This window comes from Sinorhizobium sp. P24N7 (assembly GCF_042436655.1).
GTDB lineage: Bacteria > Pseudomonadota > Alphaproteobacteria > Rhizobiales > Rhizobiaceae > Sinorhizobium > Sinorhizobium meliloti_A.
The window spans coordinates 79141-100832 of the sequence record NZ_JBHMIW010000018.1; the positions used below are offsets into that span (position 1 = coordinate 79141).

A 21692-nucleotide genomic window follows, 5' to 3' on the forward strand; every position below is an offset into this window, starting at 1 on the left:
GTATGCCTATTAATTCTGAAGTCCTCGCCCGCATCTCGGCTTTGTGTGACGAAGTATCGGCGGCGGCCGAAGGCCTTCACGCTCGGCTTATCGCTCAACCGGACGATAAGATGGAGCAGGTTCTGGGCGATCACCTTGCCGCGCTTGCCAAGCTGGAGGCCGTCCGGGATACTGCTATCGAGAACGCGGCGAAAAGCCAAACCGACCGCAGTGACCTGTTTGCCGGCGGCAAGGACGTTTGAAGACATGGGTGAGATACTGCAGGAAGTGGGCTTCTGCGCGGGGTGCGGCGGTTCGATCAGTCAGAGAACTCGATTCTCCGGAAACCATATAATATGCGACAGCGACTGGGTTCTTGTCGGTGTAGTCATTGAGAATGACAGAGCTATCGATCCGGGCCGCCACTATCACGCGGCGTGTGTTCCTCCGACGGATAAGCCTTGGATAGGAAATTCCTCTCCAGCCAATAGTGCCTAACCCGGATGCGTCATGGATACGAAAGCGTCCATGGCGTCTACCTCTCTGAGGAATTCCATCTCTTCCTCAAAGCTGTTGTCGTCGTCAGGTTCGCACGGCGCGTTCTCTCCCCGTCGCATGAGGAGGATGTTCCCGGCTATCGGCAATAAAGGGGGCTCGCGGTTCGCTGCGGGCTCATCCCATCGAGCATCGTTGAGGTAGTTGTCGAGGGCGTCGATCACCTCAACCCCTTCATCGTCTTCAAATGGCGGATGCCATCGCATATACCGGACGGGGGCAATTCTCGCAGTCGTTGTATGCGGTGGTCGTCTATATCGCGCGTTTGACAACGTAGAGTATCCTTGTTTAAACCCCGCATTCCTTAAACTTTGAAGCGGTCGGGGTCGAAGTGCCAGCGGTTTTCTCACACGTCGCAGATATTGCCAAGGGTTTCTCAAAGGCCATCAAGGCCACTCCCAAGAAGGCGCCACCGAAGAAACCCGGACTGGCCTACCCATACCGGGTCGTCCCCCACGATGAAGTGTTTGCTGAAGAGAATCCCCTGACGCGAACCGCCCTTGTAGGCAAAAATTGGGAGATTGGAAGGGGAAATTCCGGCCTCCCGATAATGCTGATGATGGGCTTCAATCACTGGAAACTAGGCTTCGTCAGCGATTACATGGCGGGCTTCCGGACTGCGTACCTGCCGAGAAAAATTAGCTCAGTCGCGGCGGCCAAGTTGCTTTGGGAATGCCGAGGGCTGTCGCGAGACCTGATGATTTGGGGCTTCAATGATGCGAGCCCCGCAGTAACGCGTCTTGCGAGGAGATTGGGCTACAACGTTTACCGGATGGAAGACGGTTTCGTGCGGTCGGTCGAACTCGGCGCGAACCATTCGACGCCATATTCCCTGGTCGTGGACAACAAGGGGCTGTATTTCAACCCGCGCCAGCCTTCCGAGTTGGAAGACATTCTCAACTCGGATCAACGCCTTCGCGACCCAGAGTTTCTGGCGAAAGCGCAAAAGCATCTTGATTTCATCCTCGAAACCAACCTCACGAAATACAATGGCCTTCCAGGGGCTGCAGAAGAGTTCCTGTCAATCAGGCGAAGAGATGTCGTGCTCGTTATCGGTCAGGTTCCCGGGGATGCCTCCATCGTTTACGGCAACCCCGATGGGTGGACTTCCGAATCCTTGGTGGCGCTGGCGAGGAGCGAGAATCCAGGATGCGATATCATCTATCGCCCGCACCCAGACGTTTACAACAAGCCGGAGAAATACAAGGAGCGGCGCCGGAAAATTGCCAAAATGGCGACCATCGTCCCGCCATCGGTTGGCCTCTTGGACCTCCTGAAATCTGTAAAGAGCGTATATACGATCTCCTCCCTGGTCGGCATGGAAGCCGTTATGCGGGGTATCCGGGTAACTACGGTCGGTCTTCCCTTCTATGCTGGGTGGGGCGCCACGGACGACAGGTGCTCTCAACGTCGGGGCGGCCATGTTTTTCGGAGACGCAGGGTCGAGCTGACATCGCTACAGATCTTTGCCGGAACCTACCTTCTCTATGCGAAGTATTTGGCAAGCGACGACGGCGACGAAGGCTTAAGAGCAGCTTGCATGAAGATTATTGGCGAGCGGCAACTTCGCCGAGCACCGCTAACAATCCCTAATGCGCAGAGGGATCGAGAGGATTTGCTCAGAAGGGTAGCCAAGTCCGACGATTGGCATATGGCGCTTGGCCATGCAGTGCTGCCAAAATTGACTGCGCGTGACGTACTGGTCGTGGTGAGAAACTTAAACCTTCACGTCATTCTCGCCGACAAAAGCGCAAGAATATTCCAGATCGCGTTTGTCTGCCGCGTCCTGGGCTTGCTCACGACCTGGAATGATGTGTCCGCTTTCTTGTCCCGGGTGCGAGCCGTCGTGCCTGCTGAGGTCTTCTCATTTATCCTCAACATGCCCTGGGTGAGGCAGGGTGCCGTTCAGCTGCTGCAACACTTCTCCTGGCACCTTGAAAACCACGATGACGATGAAGACGCTCACGAAATCCTGAAGCAAGGGTTGGCATTGAGCCGTGATGAGAGCAACGAGGCGGCGGGAAACACAGTACCCAGAATGGGCGATGATGAGGCGGCAGCCTTGCTCGCGCTGCTGCAGTACGAATTTCGCACGCGCAAGCTCTCCAGTGTCATTGATGGCTGCTATCAGCTCTTGCTGGACGACAAGCACCGGGACGATGCCATTCAGCTGCTCATCGGGGCCGCGAGCCTGACGTTTGACTTCTCGTCTTCCGTGGCGCTAGCGGAGTTCGACTTCAAGACCGGCGCGCCCCGAAATAAAGGTAGGGACTTGGCGAGGATCGCCGAGGATATCCGCTTTGTGGAGCCCTTCGACCGTGAGAAGTTTTTGTGGTCCGTAATGGCTGCCGCCGTCGCCTCTCCGGAAAGCTTGGGGAATACGATGATGCTGGCCGAGCGCCTGGAGGATCAGTGCGGCGTGGAGAATTTCGAGAAGATATTCTTCTCGATGATGTCTCTGGACAACGATGTGACCCTAGAGAAGGCGAAGGCCTGGATCATACTTGAGCGCCCGGAGAAAGCCCTCCCCATCATCCACGAGTTGATCGAAACGACCGGCGAAAACATGAGCCTGCTCGTGGCGCTGAGCCAAGCCTATTCGTATCAGGGCGAGTTCGACAAGGCGAGAGCGGTCTGCCTCCGGGCTATCTCTCGATACGAGCATGTGAATGTCTACCGTGAGGCCATGAGGGTAGCTGTTATTGCCGGCGATATCGCGTGGGGAGAGGAACTGATCGAGGCTGCCAAGGCGAGAGAGCTTGACGTGGGCGAGATGTCCTTGCGGAAGATCCTCAATGGCGCCCGGAGAATTCACGAAGCCCTTCTGTCGCAGCGGGATATATCGCCGCACAAGGATATTCGGAAGAACTACCCGATCCAATACACCGACCCTGAGACCGTCGAAGGCGATTTCAGCGCCGACAACGTGTTTTTCCTGAGCGTGTTCGGGCCTGGGGATGAGATCAGAGCGGCACAAATCTATCCTGATATCGCCAAAGATCCGGATTTTGGGAGGTTCTCGATCGCGTGCGATCCGCGACTTCAAGGCATCATGGAGCGCTCCTTCCCCGATCTGCACTTCGTTCCGGTGGCGCGTGTACTCCGTCACGGCGTTCTGCGCGATATCAACCTGTATTCTCGACTTCCGTCCTCCGATCTGAGGCACGTCCTCGACAATGTTGGTCACGAGCATCTTGTCGCGAGCGACCGGACGATACTCACAGTCGACTTGTTGGCGAAATACCGACGTGACTATTCTGACTTCCATGGCGACAAGTATCTGATTGTTGACTCTGGCAGGGCGGAAGGCTTCAGGCGCCGATTGCCTCAGGAAAGGCTGCTTGTCGGGATCAACTGGCGCAGCAGCGTTTCAACGTTCTCTCGAAACCTGCATTATCTGAATATCGAGGAACTTGCGCCGATCTTCGAAATCGAGGGCGTTCAGTTCGTCAATCTGCAATACGATGAGTGCAGCGAAGAACTGGCGTGGGTAGAAGAGCGCTTCCCCAGCAAGCTGATCAACTTCTCGGATCTCGACCAGTTTGATGATATCGACGGCGTGGCCGCTCTGATGTCCGAGTTGGATCTCGTCATCGCGCCGGCAACGACCGTGGCTGAGTTGGCCGGCGCATGCGGCGTCAACACCTGGCTCCTGTCAAACACGGTTGAGTTGGACGGACGGAAGGTCCGCGAAGACAGCCTGGTCGACATCTGGCACAACAGCATGATCCACATCGAGGGGAGTATTCGAGGAGATAAAAAGTCACTCGTTTCTTCGCTTCGGCGCGCTCTTACAGAGTTTTTTGCCGATGCGGACCGGCTTTCCGACGTTGGTTGAGGGGATCGCCCGTGTAGAATTTCATGAAACCTCGCTTCGGCGGGGTTTTTTGTTGCCTCCTGTATGTGCTTTGCGCCGCTTTCCTCCCGCGCCTTATCCGACCATCTTCTACAGGGCGATCCCATTTGACCCTGCTTGTTCGGTCTTAGGCTTCAGCTATTCGAGGATGCTGGAGCCTTTTCATGCGCAAGACCTTGCCCGCCTTCGTGCCCGCCCACGCGAAGCTGCTGCTCAATTTCATCGGCGATACCGAGGCGCCGGAGGGCTATGACACAATCTTCGGCAACCGGCAGGACCGGCTGCCCGTCCGGCTCACCATGATGACCTATGGTGACATCGTAGATGCGCAGGCGAACTGGAACAACAAAGGTTGGGTGAAGAGGCACTGGGGCTTTTTGACCGCGTCGAGCGCGGCCGGCCGCTATCAGTTCATGCGCGCGACCCTCATCGGCATTGCGCAGGAGATCCCGACGCTCTCCGGCAACATGCTGTTCGATGCGGATCTGCAGGACAAGCTCGGCTACCATCTGCTGCTGCGCCGCGGCTACGACAAGTTCGTCGCCGGCGACATGTCCATTGCGGCGTTCGGAAAAGCCCTCGCGCAAGAATGGGCGAGCTTCCCGGTGCTCGCGGCCTGCAAGGGCGCGCATCGCGATCTGAGGCGCGGCCAAAGCTACTATGCCGGCGACGGCCTCAACAAGGCGCTGGTGAAGCCGGAGCGCGTCGAGGCGGTCCTGCGGCAGGTGCTTGCAGTGGTGGACGCTGAGCCTCTGGCGCCGTTGCCGAAGCCGCCGACCGCGGCGCCGGCGCCTCAGCCTGTCCCTGCCGCCAAGCCGTCGATCCGGGTGATACTCGCGCAGCTGCTGGCGAAACTCTTCGGAGGTCGCCGGGCATGAAGAAGCTGGTCGAACGTATCATCCGCTTCCGCACGTGGATCCTCAATCTTCTCCTGACGCTGGCGATCGTCGCGCCGGACATTCTCAACTCTCCGGAGATGCTGGCGCTTGTGCCTGCCGAATATCAGCGTTGGGTGCTCGCCGCAGCCTTCCTCATCAACATCTGGATGCGGCCGCGGCCGGCAGTCCTGCCGAGCGATCCCGAGGCTAAAGGCGATCGCCAATGAACTGGATCAACCGAGGCATCGGCGCGATCGTCGGCGCGGCCCTGATGGCAGTGCCCTCCTGCATATACGGCCAGCGGATCGAGCGCCAGTCGCTGGCCGTAGAGGCCGGCAAGAACGCGCTGGAGCGGATCCAGCATCTGGAGAAGAGCAATGCGAACTTCAAGAAACTTTCGGATCGCGATCGCTGCCTTATCTTCATGCGTGACAGCGGCCTGCCAGACAGTGCCTGCCACTGAGGGCTCCGGCTACCAGTTCGTTCGCTTCTCGAATCCCGAGGCAGCCAGGGCGGCATCGCAGGATGCGACGGCAGGGCCGGCGATCTCTTCCAACAACAGGCAGTGCCGGCTGGATCCCGGCTGCCGCAAATAGGTATCAGCTGAATGAATGAAAATACCGGCTGGTTTGATCGACGGCTCTCGATCGGCAATATCATCACTATCTTCGTCGTGATGGCAGGCCTCTTCGGCTCCTGGTACCAATTCAAGACAGATCTGGCCCTGCAGGCGGCAGCGCTCCTGACTGAAGCTTCCGAACGGGCACGCCTCGAAGCGCGCCTGGTCAAGATGGAGAACGAACGCGACGACACGCGCGACCGGTTGACCCGCATCGAGGTCACCATCAAGCAGCTCGGCGACACCAGCGACCGGATACTCCGCGCCGTGGAGAAGTAGCGTCAACGGCGCGTAGCATCGTCGCAAAGTCGGACAAGGGATTTGAGCTAAATGGTTGTAAAGGCTCAAATTTGAGATAATTTGTAATCAGTAGGTCGGGAGTTCGAGTCTCTCTGGGGGCACCAGAAAACCCTGAAAACAATCCGTCGCCCACGCTTCCTTCCGGTTGCCCCCTTCGCTCCGGCAAGGTTTCATCGGCATCGAAGTGGCGCAGCCATCCAACCGTCGCATCAAATCTCGAACGACGCGGCCGGCCTCGGGTCGACCTCGCGGCAGCGCTTCAGCGCCTTGATCAGATTTTCCGCCAGAAAGTCGATGAGGGCGCGGGTCGCGGGCAGCAGGCCGTGGCGCGAGGGGAAGACGAGGTGAACCATGACGTTGCCGGAGGTCCACTCCGGCAGGACCGGAACGAGGGCGCCGGTTCGGAAGGCGCGCTCGCAGATGTGGTCGGGCAGCAGCGCTATGCCCATGCCTTCGATGGCTGCGCGTTCGAGGATGAGAAAATCGCTGCAGCCGACGATGGGCCGGTGAGCGATCTCGATCGCTCCCCCGGTTGCGTGTACGAGCCGCCAGACATCATTGGGGTGCTGCTCATTCATCGACAGCGTCGGCATTTGCGAAAGATTGTCGGTCGTGATCTCACCGAGGCGCGCGAGAAGCGTCGGGCTGGCGGCGAGGCGTTGGCGCACTTCGCCGAATTTGCGGACGATCAGCTGGCTGTCGGTGTCGAGCTGGTCGCGTGCGCGCAAGGCCACGTCGATCCGTTCCTCGATGAGATCGATCCGCCGGTTGGAGGCGGTGATCAACAGGCGGACACCCGGATATCGGCGGTGAAAGGCGGGCAGGATGTCGGCGAGCATCGGTGTGAAGCCGATAGGACAGGCGAGCCGGACGACGCCCGTCGGCTCGGCGCGCACTGCGGCGATCTCGGCTTCGGCGGCGGCCACGCCGTCGAGCAGCCCCTGGGCGTGCTCGTAAAAGACGCGGCCGATTTCGGTCATTCGAAGCTTGCGCGTCGAGCGCTCGAGCAGACGCACGCCCAATTGCTCCTCCAGGCGTGCGACATGTTTGCTGAGCTTGGATTTCGGCACGTTCAGGTCGCGCGCGGCGGCGCTGAAGCCATTGTGTTTGACGACTGCGGCGAAGAGCGCGATATCGTTGAGATCCTGCATGAGTGCCTCCCATCAAAGGCGGTATCGACGTTCGGTGCGGCTCCCCGTCGATTGGAGGGTGACGATTGGAGCTCAGGGGGCCATCTGCCGCGATATATGCCGAATTGTTTCCCTGGGGAAACGGAATGTCAAATATTCGCTGACTTATCGAATGATTGTTTGCAGATCATATGTGATGCACCGCAACGTAAGCAAAGGTGCTTCCCATGAAAATCCTCCATATCGACTCCGGCATTCTCGGCGAACACTCCGTCTCCCGCCGCCTGACGTCGGCAATCGTGTCGCAGCTCAAGGCCGACCAGCCCAATGCGGAGATCACCTATCGGGATCTCGCATCCGAACGCGTTCCGCACCTGACCGGCGCACAGATCATGGCGCCTGCAGACCTCGAGGGTGTCGATGCCGCTCTGGCCGCCGATGTGCGTATCGGCCGCCAGATGCTCGAGGAATTCCTGGCTGCCGACACGGTCGTCGTCGGTGCGCCGATGTATAACTTCTCGATCCCGAGCCAGCTCAAGGCCTGGATCGACCGTCTGGCCGTTGCCGGCAAAACCTTCCGCTATACCGAAGCAGGACCGGAAGGCCTCGCCAAGGGCAAGAAGGTGATCATCGCCTCCACCCGTGGCGGTCATTATTCGGTCGCCCCGGCTTCCGCCATGGACCACCAGGAAACCTATCTGCGGTCGGTCTTCGGTTTCTTCGGCATAACGGACATCGAGTTCATCCGCGCAGAGGGTCTGAATCTCGGCCCCGACCAGAAGCAGTTCGCCATAGCCGAAGCCGAAAAGACGATTGCTCAGGGCAACGTTCTGAAGCTCGCAAGCTAATCATTCGGCCGGCGCCGTGGCGCCGGTTCGTTGCGGAGGATGCCGGCCGAGCAATCAGCCGGCATTCTCCGTTTCTGATCGGGTCGAAACTGCGCTATTCTGTCGGGCATGAAATGCGTGCGCGCCCTGCGGTTTCTGGCGTTGTCGCTCGCGGCCGTCGCCCTGGTGGCCGGAAGTGTTTCCGCGTCTGCGCCGGGCGGGCGGTGCACCTGTCGTCACCGCGATGGGGGCAAATACGAACTCGGCCAGACTGCGTGCATCCGCATCGGCGACGTCTCCTATCTCGCGCGCTGCGAAATGAACCTCAACGTCACGACTTGGAAAAGATTGCAGGACGGCTGTCCGACGGCGGGGCTCGCCGTGACGATCGTCCCGCCGGCTCCTATCCCCTAAGATGATGTCTTGCCGCGTACATTGCGATGGCGGCGGCATTCGACACGTTCAGCGACTTGATCGCGCCGGGCATGTCGAGCCGTGCGAGCGCCTTGACCGTCTGCCGGGTCTTCTGGCGCAGGCCCTTACCCTCCGAACCGAGCACCAGCGCGATCTTGTCGCCGACGAATGTGCCTTCGAGCGGCTGCGGCCCCTCCGAATCGAGGCCTATCGTCATGAAGCCGAGTTCGTGGAGCTCTTCGAGGGTGTCGGCGAGATTGGTGATCTGGATATAAGGAATGAGCTCCAGCGCACCCGAGGCCGATTTCGCCAGCACACCTGATTCGGTTGGACTGTGGCGCATCGTCGTAATGAGCGCGCCTGCGTCGAAGGCGACCGCCGAGCGCATGATCGCTCCGACATTGTGGGGATCGGTCACCTGATCGAGAACGAGAATCAAGGGGCAGTCGCGAAGAGCCTCGAGCTTGCGGTGCGGCAGAGGCTGCGTCTCCAGCATCACGCCCTGGTGAATGGCATCGGGCCCGAGCATGCGGTCGAGCTCCTGCGGCGTTACAGTTTCGGCCGGGAAGGGGAGCGCCGCCAGATCGCCGAGCTCCAGGCGGGCGGCGGCGTTCTGCGTTACCGAGAGGCGGATGATGCGGCGTTCCGGATTGTCGAGGGCGGCGCGGACCGTGTGCAGGCCGTAGAGGAGCACCTGGTCCGGGGCGAGCGCCGGCGGCTTCCAGTCGGCGGGCAGCTTTCCGCGCTTGTCCTGGCGCGGAGTCGGAATCTCCCCGCGTTCGCGCCGGGCGTCCCGGTGCGCACGGCGCAGATTTGCATAATGGGTGTCTTTGGCGCTCTTGTCGCCGGTCTTGTCCTTGCTCATGCCGGTCTTATAGTAAGCTTCGCCTCCGGTTGAAACTGATTTCGGAAATCGCCGCTGCGGCCGGCAGTGGAGAAATTCTGAGAATTTGCATTTCGCCGTGTTGACAGGACGAATGCAGGCGGTCATATACCCGGCGCAGATCGCGGGGCGGCGACAAACGACGCCGGTTCTTACGCGATCTCAAATGCTTGGTCGATTGATCCCGACAGAAAAATGGAGGGATGCCCGAGTGGTTAAAGGGGACGGACTGTAAATCCGTTGGCTCAGCCTACGTTGGTTCAAATCCAACTCCCTCCACCATTCTGCTTCAGGATCGAAGGCCCGCGGGTATAGCTCAATGGTAGAGCAGCAGCCTTCCAAGCTGAATACGCGGGTTCGATTCCCGCTACCCGCTCCAGCTTCTTTTTCAAAGCATCAAAAAAATCCGCTGCACTTCAGGTTTGTGCCGCACGCGCTTGTTTACGTTCTATTTTCCGGCCCGAGGCGTAGCGCTTTGGGTACTTCTGCCGCCGCTTGCCGCTGCCTTTCTGAAGAGGCGAGACCTTGCCGTTCCGGCGCACGCAATTAAGTCTTGCGCAAATGCGACGAAACCCTTAAACGGCTCGACAAACCGGCCCCGCCGGCTGATCCATCCGATTTGACCACAGGAAGCGTACCCATGGCAAAGAGCAAATTTGAGCGCAATAAGCCGCACGTCAACATTGGCACGATTGGCCACGTTGACCATGGCAAGACGTCGCTGACGGCAGCGATCACGAAGTATTTCGGCGAGTTCAAGGCGTATGACCAGATCGACGCTGCGCCGGAAGAAAAGGCGCGCGGCATCACCATTTCGACGGCGCACGTCGAATACGAGACGCCGAACCGTCACTATGCGCACGTCGACTGCCCCGGCCACGCCGACTACGTCAAGAACATGATCACCGGTGCGGCGCAGATGGACGGCGCGATCCTGGTTGTTTCGGCCGCTGACGGCCCGATGCCGCAGACGCGCGAGCACATCCTGCTCGCTCGCCAGGTCGGCGTTCCGGCGATCGTGGTGTTCCTGAACAAGGTCGACCAGGTCGACGACGCTGAACTGCTCGAGCTGGTCGAGCTGGAAGTGCGCGAACTGCTGTCGTCCTACGAATTCCCGGGCGACGACATTCCGATCATCAAGGGTTCGGCTCTGGCCGCGCTTGAGGATTCCGACAAGAAGATCGGCGAAGACGCGATCCGCGAGCTGATGGCTGCGGTTGACGCCTACATCCCGACGCCTGAGCGTCCGATCGACCAGCCGTTCCTGATGCCGATCGAAGACGTGTTCTCGATCTCGGGCCGCGGTACGGTCGTGACCGGTCGCGTCGAGCGCGGCATCGTCAAGGTCGGTGAGGAAATCGAGATCGTCGGCATCCGTCCGACGACGAAGACGACCTGCACGGGCGTTGAAATGTTCCGCAAGCTGCTCGACCAGGGCCAGGCCGGCGACAACATCGGCGCGCTGCTTCGCGGTGTCGACCGCAACGGCGTCGAGCGCGGCCAGATTCTGTGCAAGCCGGGTTCGGTCAAGCCGCACCGCAAGTTCAAGGCCGAAGCCTACATCCTGACGAAGGAAGAGGGTGGCCGTCACACGCCGTTCTTCACCAACTACCGTCCGCAGTTCTACTTCCGCACGACGGACGTGACCGGCATCGTGACGCTTCCGGAAGGCACGGAAATGGTCATGCCGGGCGACAACGTCACGGTTGACGTCGAGCTGATCGTGCCGATCGCGATGGAAGAAAAGCTGCGCTTCGCTATCCGCGAAGGCGGCCGCACCGTCGGCGCAGGTATCGTCGCCTCCATCGTCGAGTAATTCCGGTCGGACCGGACTTCGAACCCCGCGGGCAACCGCGGGGTTTTTCTTTTTGGCCGTTTACCAATCAACTTTTGAAGCGGCGGGCAATCTCTTTCGCGTGTGATGTCTGCAACAGTGCTTGCATAGTCCCGCACGCATCGCCCGAATATTACGGGACCTTGCCGCCGGTCCGTGTTACCTTCCGGTCCTGACGATTTGCCGAATGCGACCTACGGCGCCGCGCGTTTTAGGCGCGCAAAGACCGCTTAAGCGCTTGAATTGCAGCATGTTTGTCCATCAATCGGCTCCGATTGGCGGAAATATGCAGCAGGATCGGAAGCCAATGAAAAGACGTATTCCCACGCGGCTTGCCGCGGCTGGCATCGTTTTGATCTGCGTCGGGAAGTCCCCGCAATTTGCCTCGGCCGCCGATGACCGCCCGCTTATCTGGTCGCCTTCCAAGACCGGAGCCAACTCCTACAAGTTCCGGTTCGGCGTTCGCCGGACGGGCCGGTGGAACACGTCCGCCGGTGCCGAAGTCTCGATGGACGCCACACGCTCTGGCAAGATCAATCCACCCGGCGCGCCGGTCCGCCTCTGGGGAACGGCTTCGCGCGGAAGCGGGCGAGGGGCGGTCACGCGTTCCTCTCAGGTCAGCGTGGACTACAATGCTTTGCGAGGGGCCGGCAACTTCGGCGCCGGTACCGCGCGCAGCTGGATCGTCACGCCCACGCTCGATGCGGAGGTCCACCGGAGCATCGCTATCCAATGCAACGCCTATGAGAGCCGGTGCAGCGAACCGAAGCTCACTCAATCCGCCAAGCTCGTGTCTCCCGCAAGCCGAACGTCGCTCACCGTGCAGAGCCAGGTTTCGCGTGACGGCGTCAGCGGTGTGAGCCGGATTGGGGTGGAACAGAATTTCGGAAATCTGCGCCTCGGCGCGGCCGTCGCCGATCCGTTGCTGGAGCCGCGCAGTGTGGTCGATGTCCGCTATAGTCTGAAGTGGTGAATCGGCAGGAACACTCGGCGCCACGCACGATCGATCTTGCGCAAGGGCGCAAAGTACCTAACCTACAGAGCGGCGCATACAGCAAAGTCGCTGCAGCACGTCTTCTTCTGCGTGGGGATATATCATGAAAAAGCGAATTCTGTTTACCGGCGGCTCGGGGAAGGCCGGGCGGCACGCCGTGCCCTACCTCATCGAGGCCGGCTATGAGGTGCACAATGTCGATCTCGTGCCGCTCGACAGCCCCGGCGTCACCAATCTGATCGCCGACATCACCGACAGCGGCCAGATGTTCAATGCGCTGTCGATGCACCGGGACTTCCCCGATCTCGACCAGGGCATGCAGCCCTTCGGCGCCGTCGTGCATTTCGCGGCCATTCCGCGCATTCTCATCAAACCCGACAACGAAACCTTCCGGGTCAACGTGATGGGTACCTACAACGTCATCGAGGCGGCGGTAAAGCTCGGCATCCGAAAGATCATCGTCGCTTCCAGCGAGACGACCTATGGCGTCTGCTTTGCGGAGGGGCACCGGGACTTCCATCACTTTCCTCTCGAAGAGGATTACGACGTCGATCCGATGGATTCCTACGGGCTTTCCAAGGTGGTGAACGAGAAGACGGCGAGGGCCTTCGCCGAGCGCTCCGGCTTCGATATTTACGCTTTGCGCATCGGCAACGTGGTCGAACCGCATGAATATGCGGACTTCCCGCACTATTTCGCCCATCCGGAGATCCGCAAAAGGATCGCCTGGAGCTATATCGATGCCCGTGACCTCGGCCAGATCGTGAAGCTTTGCGTTGAGAAGGATGGTCTCGGCTTCGCGATATTCAACGCCGCGAACGACACGGTATCGGCCAACACGCCTTCGCGCGAACTGGCCAGGCAGTTCTATCCAAATGTTCCCTTCACGCGCGAGATCGGCGAATTCGAAGGGCTGCTTTCCAATCGCAAGATCCGCGAGGTCCTCGGTTTCAAGGAAGAGCACGATTGGCGGAAATATGTACGGCTGAACGAGTAGATCACGATGAGTTGAGGCGCGTGTAGCGGGCGGAATGCCGCTCACACTTTCCTCGTCCCTCGAGCGGCGTCGCAGCCGCCGTTCGGGCACCCGCGGAGAGGGCGGCCGAAATTTTGTTGATTCTTTTTTCTCTTTTGCTGCGAATGCGCTTGAAAGCGTCCGGCAAACTGAATATTAAGCCGCTGACTTGGGATGCAGCCGGTTCGGTTGCGTCGCGGCACCGTAGGGGTATAGCTCAGTTGGTAGAGCGGCGGTCTCCAAAACCGCAGGTCGGGGGTTCGAGCCCCTCTGCCCCTGCCATTCTCCCGATCCTGCCGTGTTGGGATGCGTGGGGAAGGCGGCATTGCCGTCTTTGTATATTCACAAAAAAGGCTGATTGGCTCTTGTGGTTTTCGCAATCGGTCTTTATGTAGGGTCCAAACAGACACGCGGTGCGTGGGGCTGACATGTCGGCTTTACGCGCCGTAATGGCGTGAGCATTATATGGCATCCAAAACAAATCCATTTGCGTTTCTGCAGCAGGTGCGCGCTGAAACGTCGAAAGTGACTTGGCCTTCGCGGCGCGAGACGACGATCTCGACGCTGATGGTTTTCGTCATGGTCTCTTTTGCCGCCGCCTTTTTCTTTGGTGCGGACCAGTTGCTGGGTTGGGTAATGAGCCTGATCCTCAACGTTGGCGCTTGATTGGGTGGAGAGTAGCATGGCTGCGCGCTGGTATATTGTTCACGCCTATTCGAATTTTGAAAAGAAGGTCGCCGAATCGATCGAGGAGAAGGCCAAGCAGAAGGGCCTCACCCATCTCTTCGAGAAGATTCTCGTCCCGACCGAGAAGGTGGTCGAGGTACGTCGCGGGCGCAAAGTCGATGCGGAGCGGAAGTTCTTTCCGGGTTATGTCCTCGTTCGCGCCGATCTGACCGACGAGGCCTATCACCTTATCAAGAACACGCCGAAAGTGACCGGTTTCCTTGGCACGGACAGCAAGCCGGTGCCGATTCCGGATCACGAGGCCGACCGTATTCTCGGTCAGGTGCAGGACGGAGTCGAGCGCCCGAAGCCTTCGGTCTCCTTCGAGATCGGCGAGCAGGTCCGCGTTTCCGACGGCCCGTTCGCATCGTTCAACGGCACCGTTCAGGATGTCGATGAAGAGCGGTCGCGCTTGAAGGTCGAGGTATCGATCTTTGGCCGCGCGACGCCTGTCGAGCTGGAATACGGCCAGGTCGAAAAGGTCTGATAGAGCGTAAGCGAATACGAATGGGCAGGTCGATTTATCGGCTTGTTCGGCGGAGCGATCCGCATCGCGTGGGAGGTTTCCGACCTTAAGCCGGGTCGGTTCATCCGCACCACGCAACCGCAGCCGCCGATCGATCGATCGGCAAATGGCCGGGCAGCCGGCTGATGAGCTCCCTTTTCGGCCTCGCCGCAAAGGAGCAGTGAAAGGCAGAGAGAAATGGCTAAGAAAGTTGCAGGCCAGCTCAAGCTGCAGGTGAAGGCCGGCTCGGCGAATCCGTCGCCGCCGATCGGTCCTGCGCTTGGTCAGCGTGGCATTAACATCATGGAATTCTGCAAGGCGTTCAACGCCGCCACGCAGGAAATGGAAAAGGGTATGCCGATCCCGGTCGTCATCACCTATTACCAGGACAAGTCCTTCACATTCGTCATGAAGCAGCCGCCTGTCAGCTACTTCCTGAAGCGCGAAGCGAAGGTCCAGGCGGGCTCCAAGACCCCGGGCAAGGCCAAGGCCGGCTCGATCTCCAAGGCTCAGATCCGCACGATCGCAGAGGCCAAGATGAAGGACCTCAACGCGGCCGATATCGAAGGCGCAATGGCGATGGTTGAGGGCTCGGCCCGCTCCATGGGCCTGGAAGTGACGGGCTAAGACCATGGCGAAGATTGCAAAGCGTGTACAGAAGTCCCGCGAGGGCATCGATCCGGCGAAGCTCTATGGCCTTACCGAGGCCGTAACGCTGGTCAAGGAGCGTGCGACGGCCAAGTTCGACGAAACGATCGAAGTCGCTATGAACCTCGGCGTCGATCCGCGCCATGCCGACCAGATGGTCCGCGGTGTGGTCAATCTGCCGAACGGCACCGGCCGGTCGGTTCGCGTCGCCGTTTTCGCCCGTGGCGCGAAGGCTGACGAAGCCAAGGCTGCCGGCGCCGACGTCGTCGGTGCGGAAGAGCTCGTCGAAATCGTACAGGGCGGCAAGATCGACTTCGATCGCTGCATCGCGACCCCCGACATGATGCCGCTCGTCGGCCGTCTCGGTAAGGTTCTCGGCCCGCGTGGCATGATGCCGAACCCGAAGGTCGGCACCGTCACCATGGACGTCGCCGGAGCAGTCAAGGCTTCGAAGGGCGGCGCCGTCGAGTTCCGCGTTGAGAAGGCGGGTATCGTTCACGCCGGCATCGGCAAGGCTTCCTTCGATGCCAAGGCGCTCGAAGAGAACATCCGCGCCTTTGCAGATGCCGTGATCAAGGCAAAGCCGACCGGCGCCAAGGGCAACTACGTCAAGCGCGTGGCTGTTTCTTCGACGATGGGCCCCGGCCTCAAGGTCGACCCGGCAACGATCAGCGCTGCCTGATTGATGATTTGACGGGCTTCGGCCCGTAACCAGATTTCCGGCCTTTCGGGGCCGGAAATTCCGGGCCTACCGCCCGGAACTCCTGTCCGAGATTGCGGGTGGTTTTACCTTAATCACCTGGCCCGCATGAGACGGGTAAGATCTGAATTTCACGAAGACGCGGACGCGTCGGAATTCGGTTCGAACCTCGCTTGCCTTGTGTCAGACCCGGCTTTCCGGGAACGCCAAGGGACAGGATCCTCAAGCGTTGCTTGGGATCGAGAATGATCCCGGGTGACAAAGGCAAACCCGGCAGGGCTGCGATGAGCAACCCTGCCAACTGGAGACAGACAGTGGAAAGAGCGGAAAAACGCGAATTCGTCACGGAGCTGAACGAAGTCTTCAAGGCTTCCGGTTCGGTTGTCGTGGCCCACTATGCTGGTGTCACAGTCGCGCAGATGAACGACTTCCGTTCGAAGATGCGCGCTGCTGGCGGCACCGTCAGAGTCGCGAAAAACCGCCTGGCCAAGATCGCTCTTCAGGGCACGGAGTCTGAAGGGATGATCGATCTCTTCAAGGGTCAGACGCTGATCGCTTTCAGCGAAGACCCCGTAACGGCTCCGAAGGTCGTCGTGGATTTCGCCAAGACCAACGACAAGCTCGTTGTTCTGGGCGGCGCCATGGGGGCAACCACGCTCAACGCCGAAGGTGTCAAGTCGCTTGCGACCCTGCCTTCTCTCGACGAGCTGCGCGCGAAGCTGCTGGGCCTTCTCAACGCCCCGGCAACCCGCGTCGCGACGGTTGTCGCAGCACCGGCAAGCCAGCTTGCCCGCGTGTTCTCGGCCTATGCCAAGAAGGACGAAGCCGCCTGAGGCGGAATTTCGCTGTTGTATTTAAAACCAGTTCGAACCGAACAAAAGGAAAAGTAAAATGGCTGATCTCGCAAAGATCGTTGAAGACCTCTCCTCGCTGACCGTCCTGGAAGCTGCTGAGCTTTCCAAGCTTCTCGAAGAAAAGTGGGGCGTTTCCGCCGCTGCTCCGGTAGCCGTTGCTGCTGCCGGTGGCGCTGCTGGCGCTGCTGCTCCGGCTGAAGAAGAAAAGACCGAGTTCGACGTCATCCTGACGGATGCCGGCGCGAACAAGATCAACGTCATCAAGGAAGTCCGCGCCATCACCGGCCTCGGCCTCAAGGAAGCCAAGGACCTGGTCGAAGGCGCTCCGAAGGCTGTCAAGGAAGCCGTTTCCAAGGCGGAAGCTGCTGACCTCAAGAAGAAGCTCGAAGACGCTGGCGCGAAGGTCGACGTCAAGTAATTCGACGAAATGCGAAAGGGAGGTGGCCTTCGTGGCCGCCTCTCTTTGACCGTTTTTAGAACATATTACCCAAAAGCCTGTCGAAAACGGCTTTTGGGTAATGGGTTCTTCAAGAGGATGGTCTCCATCGAAGGACAGCACAGCATTCCGCGCTGGCGTCTTTCGAATGCTGGACGAGATTGAACTACCCATTGATTGACGGGGTCGACTGGCCATCGGTTCCCGTCCGTTGCAGGCCCGGATGCAAGATTGACAAGGAGCGACGATGGCTCAGACCCTTTCGTTTAACGGTCGTAGGCGCGTACGCAAGTTTTTTGGTAAAATTCCCGAAGTCGCGGAGATGCCGAACCTCATCGAGGTTCAGAAGGCGTCTTACGACCAGTTCCTCATGGTCGACGAGCCCCAAGGCGGGCGGCCGGATGAGGGGCTTCAAGCCGTTTTCAAATCGGTATTTCCGATCAAAGATTTTTCCGGCGCTTCGATGCTCGAGTTCGTTTCCTACGAATTCGAGGCGCCGAAGTTCGACGTCGAGGAGTGCCGTCAGCGCGACCTGACCTATGCGGCGCCGCTCAAGGTGACGCTGCGGCTGATCGTGTTCGATATCGACGAGGACACCGGCGCCAAGTCCATCAAGGATATCAAGGAACAGAACGTCTATATGGGCGACATGCCGCTCATGACGGACAACGGTACTTTCATCGTCAACGGCACGGAACGCGTCATCGTCTCGCAGATGCACCGTTCGCCGGGTGTCTTCTTCGACCATGACAAGGGCAAGAGCCACTCGTCCGGCAAGCTGCTCTTCGCCGCGCGCGTGATCCCCTATCGCGGCTCGTGGCTCGACATCGAATTCGACGCGAAGGACATCGTCCATGCGCGCATCGACCGCCGCCGCAAGATTCCGGTGACCTCGCTTCTGATGGCGCTGGGAATGGACGGCGAGGAAATCCTCGACACCTTCTACACGAAGTCGCTCTACCAGCGCGACGGCGAGGGCTGGCGCGTGCCGTTCCAGCCGGATGCGCTCAAGGGCCAGAAGACTCTGTCAGACATGATCGACGCCGATACCGGCGAGGTCGTCGTCGAGAGCGGCAAGAAGCTGACCCCGCGCCTGCTCCGGCAGTTGCAGGAAAAGGGCCTGAAGGCACTCAAGGCGACCGACGACGATCTCTACGGCAACTATCTCGCCGAGGACGTCGTCAACTTCGAGACCGGCGAGATCTATCTCGAGGCCGGTGACGAGATCGACGAGAAGACGCTTCCGGTCATCCTTTCCGCCGGCTTCGATGAGATCCCGGTGCTCGACATCGACCACATCAATATCGGCGCCTATATCCGCAACACGCTTTCGGCCGACAAGAACGAGAACCGTCAGGACGCGCTGTTCGACATCTACCGCGTCATGCGTCCGGGTGAGCCGCCGACCATGGATTCGGCCGAAGCCATGTTCAATGCGCTCTTCTTCGATGCGGAGCGCTACGACCTCTCGGCCGTCGGCCGCGTGAAGATGAACATGCGCCTCGATCTGGACGTTCCGGACACGGTTCGCACGCTGCGCAAGGAAGACATCCTGGCCGTGGTCAAGATGCTCGTGGAGCTGCGTGACGGCAAGGGCGAGATCGACGACATCGACAATCTCGGCAACCGTCGCGTCCGCTCGGTCGGCGAGTTGATGGAGAACCAGTATCGTCTGGGTCTCCTGCGCATGGAACGTGCGATCAAGGAACGCATGTCCTCGATCGAGATCGACACCGTGATGCCGCAGGACCTGATCAACGCGAAGCCGGCTGCCGCGGCCGTTCGCGAATTCTTCGGCTCCTCGCAGCTGTCGCAGTTCATGGACCAGGTGAACCCGCTTTCGGAAATCACCCATAAGCGCCGTCTTTCGGCACTGGGTCCGGGCGGTCTGACCCGCGAGCGCGCCGGCTTCGAAGTGCGCGACGTGCATCCGACGCATTACGGCCGTATCTGCCCGATCGAGACGCCGGAAGGCCCGAACATCGGTCTGATCAACTCGCTTGCGACCTTCGCCCGCGTCAACAAGTACGGCTTCATCGAGAGCCCGTACCGCAAGATCGTGGACGGCAAGGTGACGAACGACGTCGTCTATCTGTCGGCGATGGAAGAAGCCAAGTATCACGTTGCACAGGCAAACTCGGTTCTGGACGACGACGGCTCCTTCTCCGAAGAATTCGTCGTTTGCCGCCACGCCGGCGAAGTCATGCTGGCACCGCGCGACAATATCAACCTGATGGACGTTTCGCCGAAGCAGCTCGTCTCGGTCGCGGCCGCGCTCATTCCGTTCCTCGAGAACGATGACGCCAACCGCGCGCTGATGGGCTCGAACATGCAGCGTCAGGCCGTGCCGCTGCTGCGTGCGGAAGCTCCCTTCGTCGGTACCGGCATGGAGCCGGTCGTCGCGCGCGACTCCGGTGCTGCGATCGCTGCCCGCCGCGGCGGTATCGTCGACCAGGTGGACGCGACCCGTATCGTTATCCGCGCCACCGAAGACCTGGATCCGTCCAAGTCGGGCGTCGATATCTACCGCCTGCAGAAGTTCCAGCGCTCCAACCAGAACACCTGCGTCAACCAGCGCCCGCTCGTCACCGTCGGTGACGTGATCAACAAGGGCGATATCATCGCGGACGGTCCGTCGACGGACCTCGGCGATCTGGCGCTCGGCCGCAACGCGCTCGTCGCGTTCATGCCCTGGAACGGCTACAACTACGAAGACTCGATCCTGCTCTCCGAGCGGATCGTGCGTGACGACGTCTTCACCTCGATCCACATCGAGGAATTCGAAGTGATGGCGCGCGACACCAAGCTTGGTCCGGAAGAAATCACCCGCGACATTCCGAACGTTTCGGAAGAAGCGCTGAAGAACCTGGACGAAGCCGGTATCGTGTACATCGGCGCCGAAGTTCAGCCGGGCGACATCCTCGTCGGCAAGATCACGCCGAAGGGCGAGAGCCCGATGACGCCGGAAGAAAAGCTTCTGCGCGCCATCTTCGGCGAGAAGGCGTCGGACGTTCGCGACACGTCGATGCGCATGCCGCCGGGCACCTTCGGCACGGTCGTAGAAGTGCGCGTCTTCAACCGCCATGGCGTCGAGAAGGACGAGCGCGCGATGGCGATCGAGCGCGAGGAAATCGAGCGTCTTGCGAAGGACCGCGACGACGAACAGGCGATCCTCGACCGCAACGTCTATGCGCGTCTGGTCGACATGCTTCGCGGCCACGTCGCCGTTGCCGGTCCGAAGGGCTTCAAGAAGGGCACCGAGCTCTCCAACGTCGTCATCAGTGAATATCCCCGCTCGCAGTGGTGGATGTTCGCTATCGAGGACGAGAAGGCTCAGGGCGAGATCGAAGCGCTTCGCGCACAGTACGACGAATCCAAGTCGCGCCTTGAACAGCGCTTCATGGACAAGGTCGAGAAGGTGCAGCGCGGCGATGAGATGCCTCCGGGCGTCATGAAGATGGTCAAGGTCTTCGTCGCCGTTAAGCGCAAGATCCAGCCGGGCGACAAGATGGCCGGCCGCCACGGCAACAAGGGTGTCGTCTCGCGGATCGTCCCGATCGAAGACATGCCGTTCCTCGAAGACGGTACGCATGTCGACGTGGTTCTGAACCCGCTGGGCGTGCCGTCGCGCATGAATGTCGGCCAGATCCTCGAGACCCATCTCGGTTGGGCTTGCGCCGGCATGGGCAAGAAGATCGGAGCGATGCTCGATGCATATAAGGCGGGCGCTGACATTCAGCCGCTGCGCGATACCATCGACAGCGTCATCGGATCTGGCCCGAAGGGTGAGCCGATCAAGCAGTACGACGATGAATCGATCGTTCGGCTTGCCGAGCAGACCCGCCGCGGCGTTTCGATCGCGACACCGGTCTTCGACGGTGCTGTCGAAGCGGACGTCAACGAGATGCTGGAGCAGGCTGGCCTGAAGGTAACCGGTCAGTCGACGCTCTATGACGGCCGTACCGGCGAGACTTTCGATCGCCAGGTGACCGTGGGCTACATCTACATGCTGAAGCTCAACCACCTGGTCGACGACAAGATCCACGCCCGTTCGATCGGTCCTTACTCGCTCGTTACCCAGCAGCCGCTGGGCGGCAAGGCGCAGTTCGGCGGTCAGCGCTTCGGCGAAATGGAGGTCTGGGCTCTGGAAGCCTATGGTGCCGCCTACACGCTGCAGGAAATGCTGACGGTCAAGTCGGACGACGTGGCCGGCCGCACCAAGGTCTACGAGGCGATCGTCCGCGGCGACGATACCTTCGAAGCGGGTATTCCGGAGAGCTTCAACGTTCTCGTCAAGGAAATGCGCTCGCTGGGCCTTTCGGTCGAGCTGGAGAATTCCAAGGTCGATGACGTCGGTAGCACGGCGCAACTGCCGGACGCGGCGGAGTAAGAGTCATCAGGTGCGTGCCGCTAAGCGGCGCGCACCGTTTCCGCCGTCGGGCACCTGATTGTCCGCGGCAGGAAAAGGGCCGCACCCGATGCGGTTTTAGCTGTTTATGGGGCAGGGGCCGGCGCCCGGGATTGCCGGCACCCTCGCCA

General features: G+C 60.1%; 21 protein-coding genes and 3 tRNA genes. 21 read left to right on the forward strand and 3 right to left on the reverse strand.

What is annotated here, in order from left to right; all coding sequences use genetic code 11:
- Positions 1 to 2: 2 nt before the first annotated feature.
- Complete coding sequence (locus tag ACFHWW_RS27400; RefSeq protein ID WP_379942250.1) at positions 3 to 242, forward strand: hypothetical protein; 240 nt, start codon at positions 3 to 5, stop codon at positions 240 to 242.
- Between the two features lie 231 nt (positions 243 to 473).
- Here ACFHWW_RS27400 and ACFHWW_RS27405 read toward each other — a convergent pair whose 3' ends face one another.
- The gene (locus ACFHWW_RS27405; RefSeq protein WP_379942252.1) at positions 474 to 698 is read right to left on the reverse strand and encodes a hypothetical protein; all 225 of its coding nucleotides are present in this window, start codon (positions 696 to 698) and stop codon (positions 474 to 476) included.
- 167 nt (positions 699 to 865) lie between these two features.
- On the opposite strand from ACFHWW_RS27405, the gene ACFHWW_RS27410 reads away from it, so the two are divergent.
- The 5 genes from ACFHWW_RS27410 (at position 866) to ACFHWW_RS27430 (ending at position 6166) form a co-directional block, all read left to right on the forward strand.
- Complete coding sequence (locus ACFHWW_RS27410) at positions 866 to 4372, forward strand: hypothetical protein (RefSeq protein WP_379942254.1); 3507 nt, start codon at positions 866 to 868, stop codon at positions 4370 to 4372.
- Between the two features lie 182 nt (positions 4373 to 4554).
- Complete coding sequence (locus ACFHWW_RS27415) at positions 4555 to 5268, forward strand: hypothetical protein (RefSeq protein ID WP_379942256.1); 714 nt, start codon at positions 4555 to 4557, stop codon at positions 5266 to 5268.
- Entirely contained in the window at positions 5265 to 5495 is a 231-nt protein-coding gene (locus ACFHWW_RS27420; protein WP_379942258.1) for a hypothetical protein, read from the forward strand. Before ACFHWW_RS27415 ends, ACFHWW_RS27420 begins: the two co-directional genes overlap by 4 nt.
- Complete coding sequence (locus ACFHWW_RS27425; protein WP_379942260.1) at positions 5492 to 5731, forward strand: hypothetical protein; 240 nt, start codon at positions 5492 to 5494, stop codon at positions 5729 to 5731. Before ACFHWW_RS27420 ends, ACFHWW_RS27425 begins: the two co-directional genes overlap by 4 nt.
- A gap of 144 nt (positions 5732 to 5875) precedes the next feature.
- On the forward strand, positions 5876 to 6166 hold the full coding sequence (locus tag ACFHWW_RS27430; RefSeq protein WP_379942262.1) for a hypothetical protein: 291 nt from the start codon (positions 5876 to 5878) through the stop codon (positions 6164 to 6166).
- Between the two features lie 230 nt (positions 6167 to 6396).
- Here ACFHWW_RS27430 and ACFHWW_RS27435 read toward each other — a convergent pair whose 3' ends face one another.
- Positions 6397 to 7338, reverse strand: coding sequence for a LysR family transcriptional regulator (locus ACFHWW_RS27435; RefSeq protein ID WP_379942264.1), 942 nt, complete (start codon positions 7336 to 7338; stop codon positions 6397 to 6399).
- Positions 7339 to 7544: 206 nt separating this feature from the next.
- On the opposite strand from ACFHWW_RS27435, the gene ACFHWW_RS27440 reads away from it, so the two are divergent.
- Both ACFHWW_RS27440 and ACFHWW_RS27445 read left to right on the forward strand, forming a co-directional pair.
- The gene (locus tag ACFHWW_RS27440) at positions 7545 to 8165 is read left to right on the forward strand and encodes an FMN-dependent NADH-azoreductase (RefSeq protein ID WP_379942266.1); all 621 of its coding nucleotides are present in this window, start codon (positions 7545 to 7547) and stop codon (positions 8163 to 8165) included.
- Between the two features lie 108 nt (positions 8166 to 8273).
- A complete protein-coding gene (locus tag ACFHWW_RS27445) occupies positions 8274 to 8558 on the forward strand; it encodes a hypothetical protein (RefSeq protein ID WP_100672240.1) in 285 nt (94 codons plus the stop codon).
- Here the strand turns inward: ACFHWW_RS27445 and ACFHWW_RS27450 are convergent.
- The gene (locus ACFHWW_RS27450; protein ID WP_379942268.1) at positions 8548 to 9423 is read right to left on the reverse strand and encodes a TrmH family RNA methyltransferase; all 876 of its coding nucleotides are present in this window, start codon (positions 9421 to 9423) and stop codon (positions 8548 to 8550) included. The genes ACFHWW_RS27445 and ACFHWW_RS27450 overlap by 11 nt on opposite strands.
- A 215-nt stretch (positions 9424 to 9638) precedes the next feature.
- On the opposite strand from ACFHWW_RS27450, the gene ACFHWW_RS27455 reads away from it, so the two are divergent.
- From ACFHWW_RS27455 to rpoB, 13 genes are all read left to right on the forward strand, one after another.
- Positions 9639 to 9723, forward strand: a tRNA-Tyr gene (locus ACFHWW_RS27455).
- Between the two features lie 23 nt (positions 9724 to 9746).
- Positions 9747 to 9820 (forward strand) — tRNA-Gly (locus ACFHWW_RS27460).
- Positions 9821 to 10081: 261 nt separating this feature from the next.
- Positions 10082 to 11257: an elongation factor Tu gene (tuf, locus tag ACFHWW_RS27465; RefSeq protein WP_100672242.1), complete on the forward strand. Its 1176-nt coding sequence runs from the start codon at positions 10082 to 10084 to the stop codon at positions 11255 to 11257.
- Between the two features lie 325 nt (positions 11258 to 11582).
- Positions 11583 to 12248: a hypothetical protein gene (locus ACFHWW_RS27470; protein ID WP_379942270.1), complete on the forward strand. Its 666-nt coding sequence runs from the start codon at positions 11583 to 11585 to the stop codon at positions 12246 to 12248.
- Positions 12249 to 12372: 124 nt separating this feature from the next.
- Positions 12373 to 13266, forward strand: a complete 894-nt coding sequence (locus tag ACFHWW_RS27475; protein ID WP_379942272.1) for an NAD-dependent epimerase/dehydratase family protein — start codon at positions 12373 to 12375, stop codon at positions 13264 to 13266.
- Positions 13267 to 13490: 224 nt separating this feature from the next.
- Positions 13491 to 13566, forward strand: a tRNA-Trp gene (locus ACFHWW_RS27480).
- 183 nt (positions 13567 to 13749) lie between these two features.
- On the forward strand, positions 13750 to 13950 hold the full coding sequence (gene secE, locus ACFHWW_RS27485; protein WP_003536180.1) for a preprotein translocase subunit SecE: 201 nt from the start codon (positions 13750 to 13752) through the stop codon (positions 13948 to 13950).
- A 16-nt stretch (positions 13951 to 13966) separates the two neighbouring features.
- Positions 13967 to 14497 (forward strand): transcription termination/antitermination protein NusG, encoded by a 531-nt coding sequence (gene nusG, locus ACFHWW_RS27490; protein WP_003536182.1) that lies wholly within the window; start codon positions 13967 to 13969, stop codon positions 14495 to 14497.
- A gap of 216 nt (positions 14498 to 14713) precedes the next feature.
- Entirely contained in the window at positions 14714 to 15142 is a 429-nt protein-coding gene (rplK, locus tag ACFHWW_RS27495; protein ID WP_018099703.1) for a 50S ribosomal protein L11, read from the forward strand.
- A 4-nt stretch (positions 15143 to 15146) separates the two neighbouring features.
- The gene (rplA, locus tag ACFHWW_RS27500) at positions 15147 to 15845 is read left to right on the forward strand and encodes a 50S ribosomal protein L1 (protein WP_018099704.1); all 699 of its coding nucleotides are present in this window, start codon (positions 15147 to 15149) and stop codon (positions 15843 to 15845) included.
- Positions 15846 to 16177: 332 nt separating this feature from the next.
- Positions 16178 to 16696 carry a 50S ribosomal protein L10 gene (gene rplJ, locus ACFHWW_RS27505; protein ID WP_026169172.1) on the forward strand — a complete coding sequence of 173 codons (519 nt, stop codon included), beginning with the start codon at positions 16178 to 16180 and terminating at the stop codon, positions 16694 to 16696.
- Positions 16697 to 16754: 58 nt separating this feature from the next.
- Positions 16755 to 17135, forward strand: a complete 381-nt coding sequence (rplL, locus tag ACFHWW_RS27510) for a 50S ribosomal protein L7/L12 (protein ID WP_014328058.1) — start codon at positions 16755 to 16757, stop codon at positions 17133 to 17135.
- 265 nt (positions 17136 to 17400) lie between these two features.
- A complete protein-coding gene (gene rpoB / locus ACFHWW_RS27515; RefSeq protein WP_018099706.1) occupies positions 17401 to 21543 on the forward strand; it encodes a DNA-directed RNA polymerase subunit beta in 4143 nt (1380 codons plus the stop codon).
- Positions 21544 to 21692 lie beyond the last annotated feature (149 nt).

Coding starts and splice junctions, on each gene's coding strand:
- ACFHWW_RS27420 (WP_379942258.1), top strand. CDS start 5,265: ATGAAGAAGCTGGTCGAACGTATCATCCGCTTCCGCACGTGGATCCTC.
- tuf (WP_100672242.1), top strand. CDS start 10,082: ATGGCAAAGAGCAAATTTGAGCGCAATAAGCCGCACGTCAACATTGGC.
- ACFHWW_RS27475 (WP_379942272.1), top strand. CDS start 12,373: ATGAAAAAGCGAATTCTGTTTACCGGCGGCTCGGGGAAGGCCGGGCGG.
- ACFHWW_RS27415 (WP_379942256.1), top strand. CDS start 4,555: ATGCGCAAGACCTTGCCCGCCTTCGTGCCCGCCCACGCGAAGCTGCTG.
- ACFHWW_RS27450 (WP_379942268.1), bottom strand. CDS start 9,423: ATGAGCAAGGACAAGACCGGCGACAAGAGCGCCAAAGACACCCATTAT.
- ACFHWW_RS27470 (WP_379942270.1), top strand. CDS start 11,583: ATGAAAAGACGTATTCCCACGCGGCTTGCCGCGGCTGGCATCGTTTTG.
- ACFHWW_RS27445 (WP_100672240.1), top strand. CDS start 8,274: ATGAAATGCGTGCGCGCCCTGCGGTTTCTGGCGTTGTCGCTCGCGGCC.
- secE (WP_003536180.1), top strand. CDS start 13,750: ATGGCATCCAAAACAAATCCATTTGCGTTTCTGCAGCAGGTGCGCGCT.
- ACFHWW_RS27400 (WP_379942250.1), top strand. CDS start 3: ATGCCTATTAATTCTGAAGTCCTCGCCCGCATCTCGGCTTTGTGTGAC.
- rplA (WP_018099704.1), top strand. CDS start 15,147: ATGGCGAAGATTGCAAAGCGTGTACAGAAGTCCCGCGAGGGCATCGAT.
- rpoB (WP_018099706.1), top strand. CDS start 17,401: ATGGCTCAGACCCTTTCGTTTAACGGTCGTAGGCGCGTACGCAAGTTT.
- ACFHWW_RS27435 (WP_379942264.1), bottom strand. CDS start 7,338: ATGCAGGATCTCAACGATATCGCGCTCTTCGCCGCAGTCGTCAAACAC.
- rplL (WP_014328058.1), top strand. CDS start 16,755: ATGGCTGATCTCGCAAAGATCGTTGAAGACCTCTCCTCGCTGACCGTC.
- ACFHWW_RS27430 (WP_379942262.1), top strand. CDS start 5,876: ATGAATGAAAATACCGGCTGGTTTGATCGACGGCTCTCGATCGGCAAT.
- ACFHWW_RS27440 (WP_379942266.1), top strand. CDS start 7,545: ATGAAAATCCTCCATATCGACTCCGGCATTCTCGGCGAACACTCCGTC.
- rplK (WP_018099703.1), top strand. CDS start 14,714: ATGGCTAAGAAAGTTGCAGGCCAGCTCAAGCTGCAGGTGAAGGCCGGC.
- ACFHWW_RS27425 (WP_379942260.1), top strand. CDS start 5,492: ATGAACTGGATCAACCGAGGCATCGGCGCGATCGTCGGCGCGGCCCTG.
- nusG (WP_003536182.1), top strand. CDS start 13,967: ATGGCTGCGCGCTGGTATATTGTTCACGCCTATTCGAATTTTGAAAAG.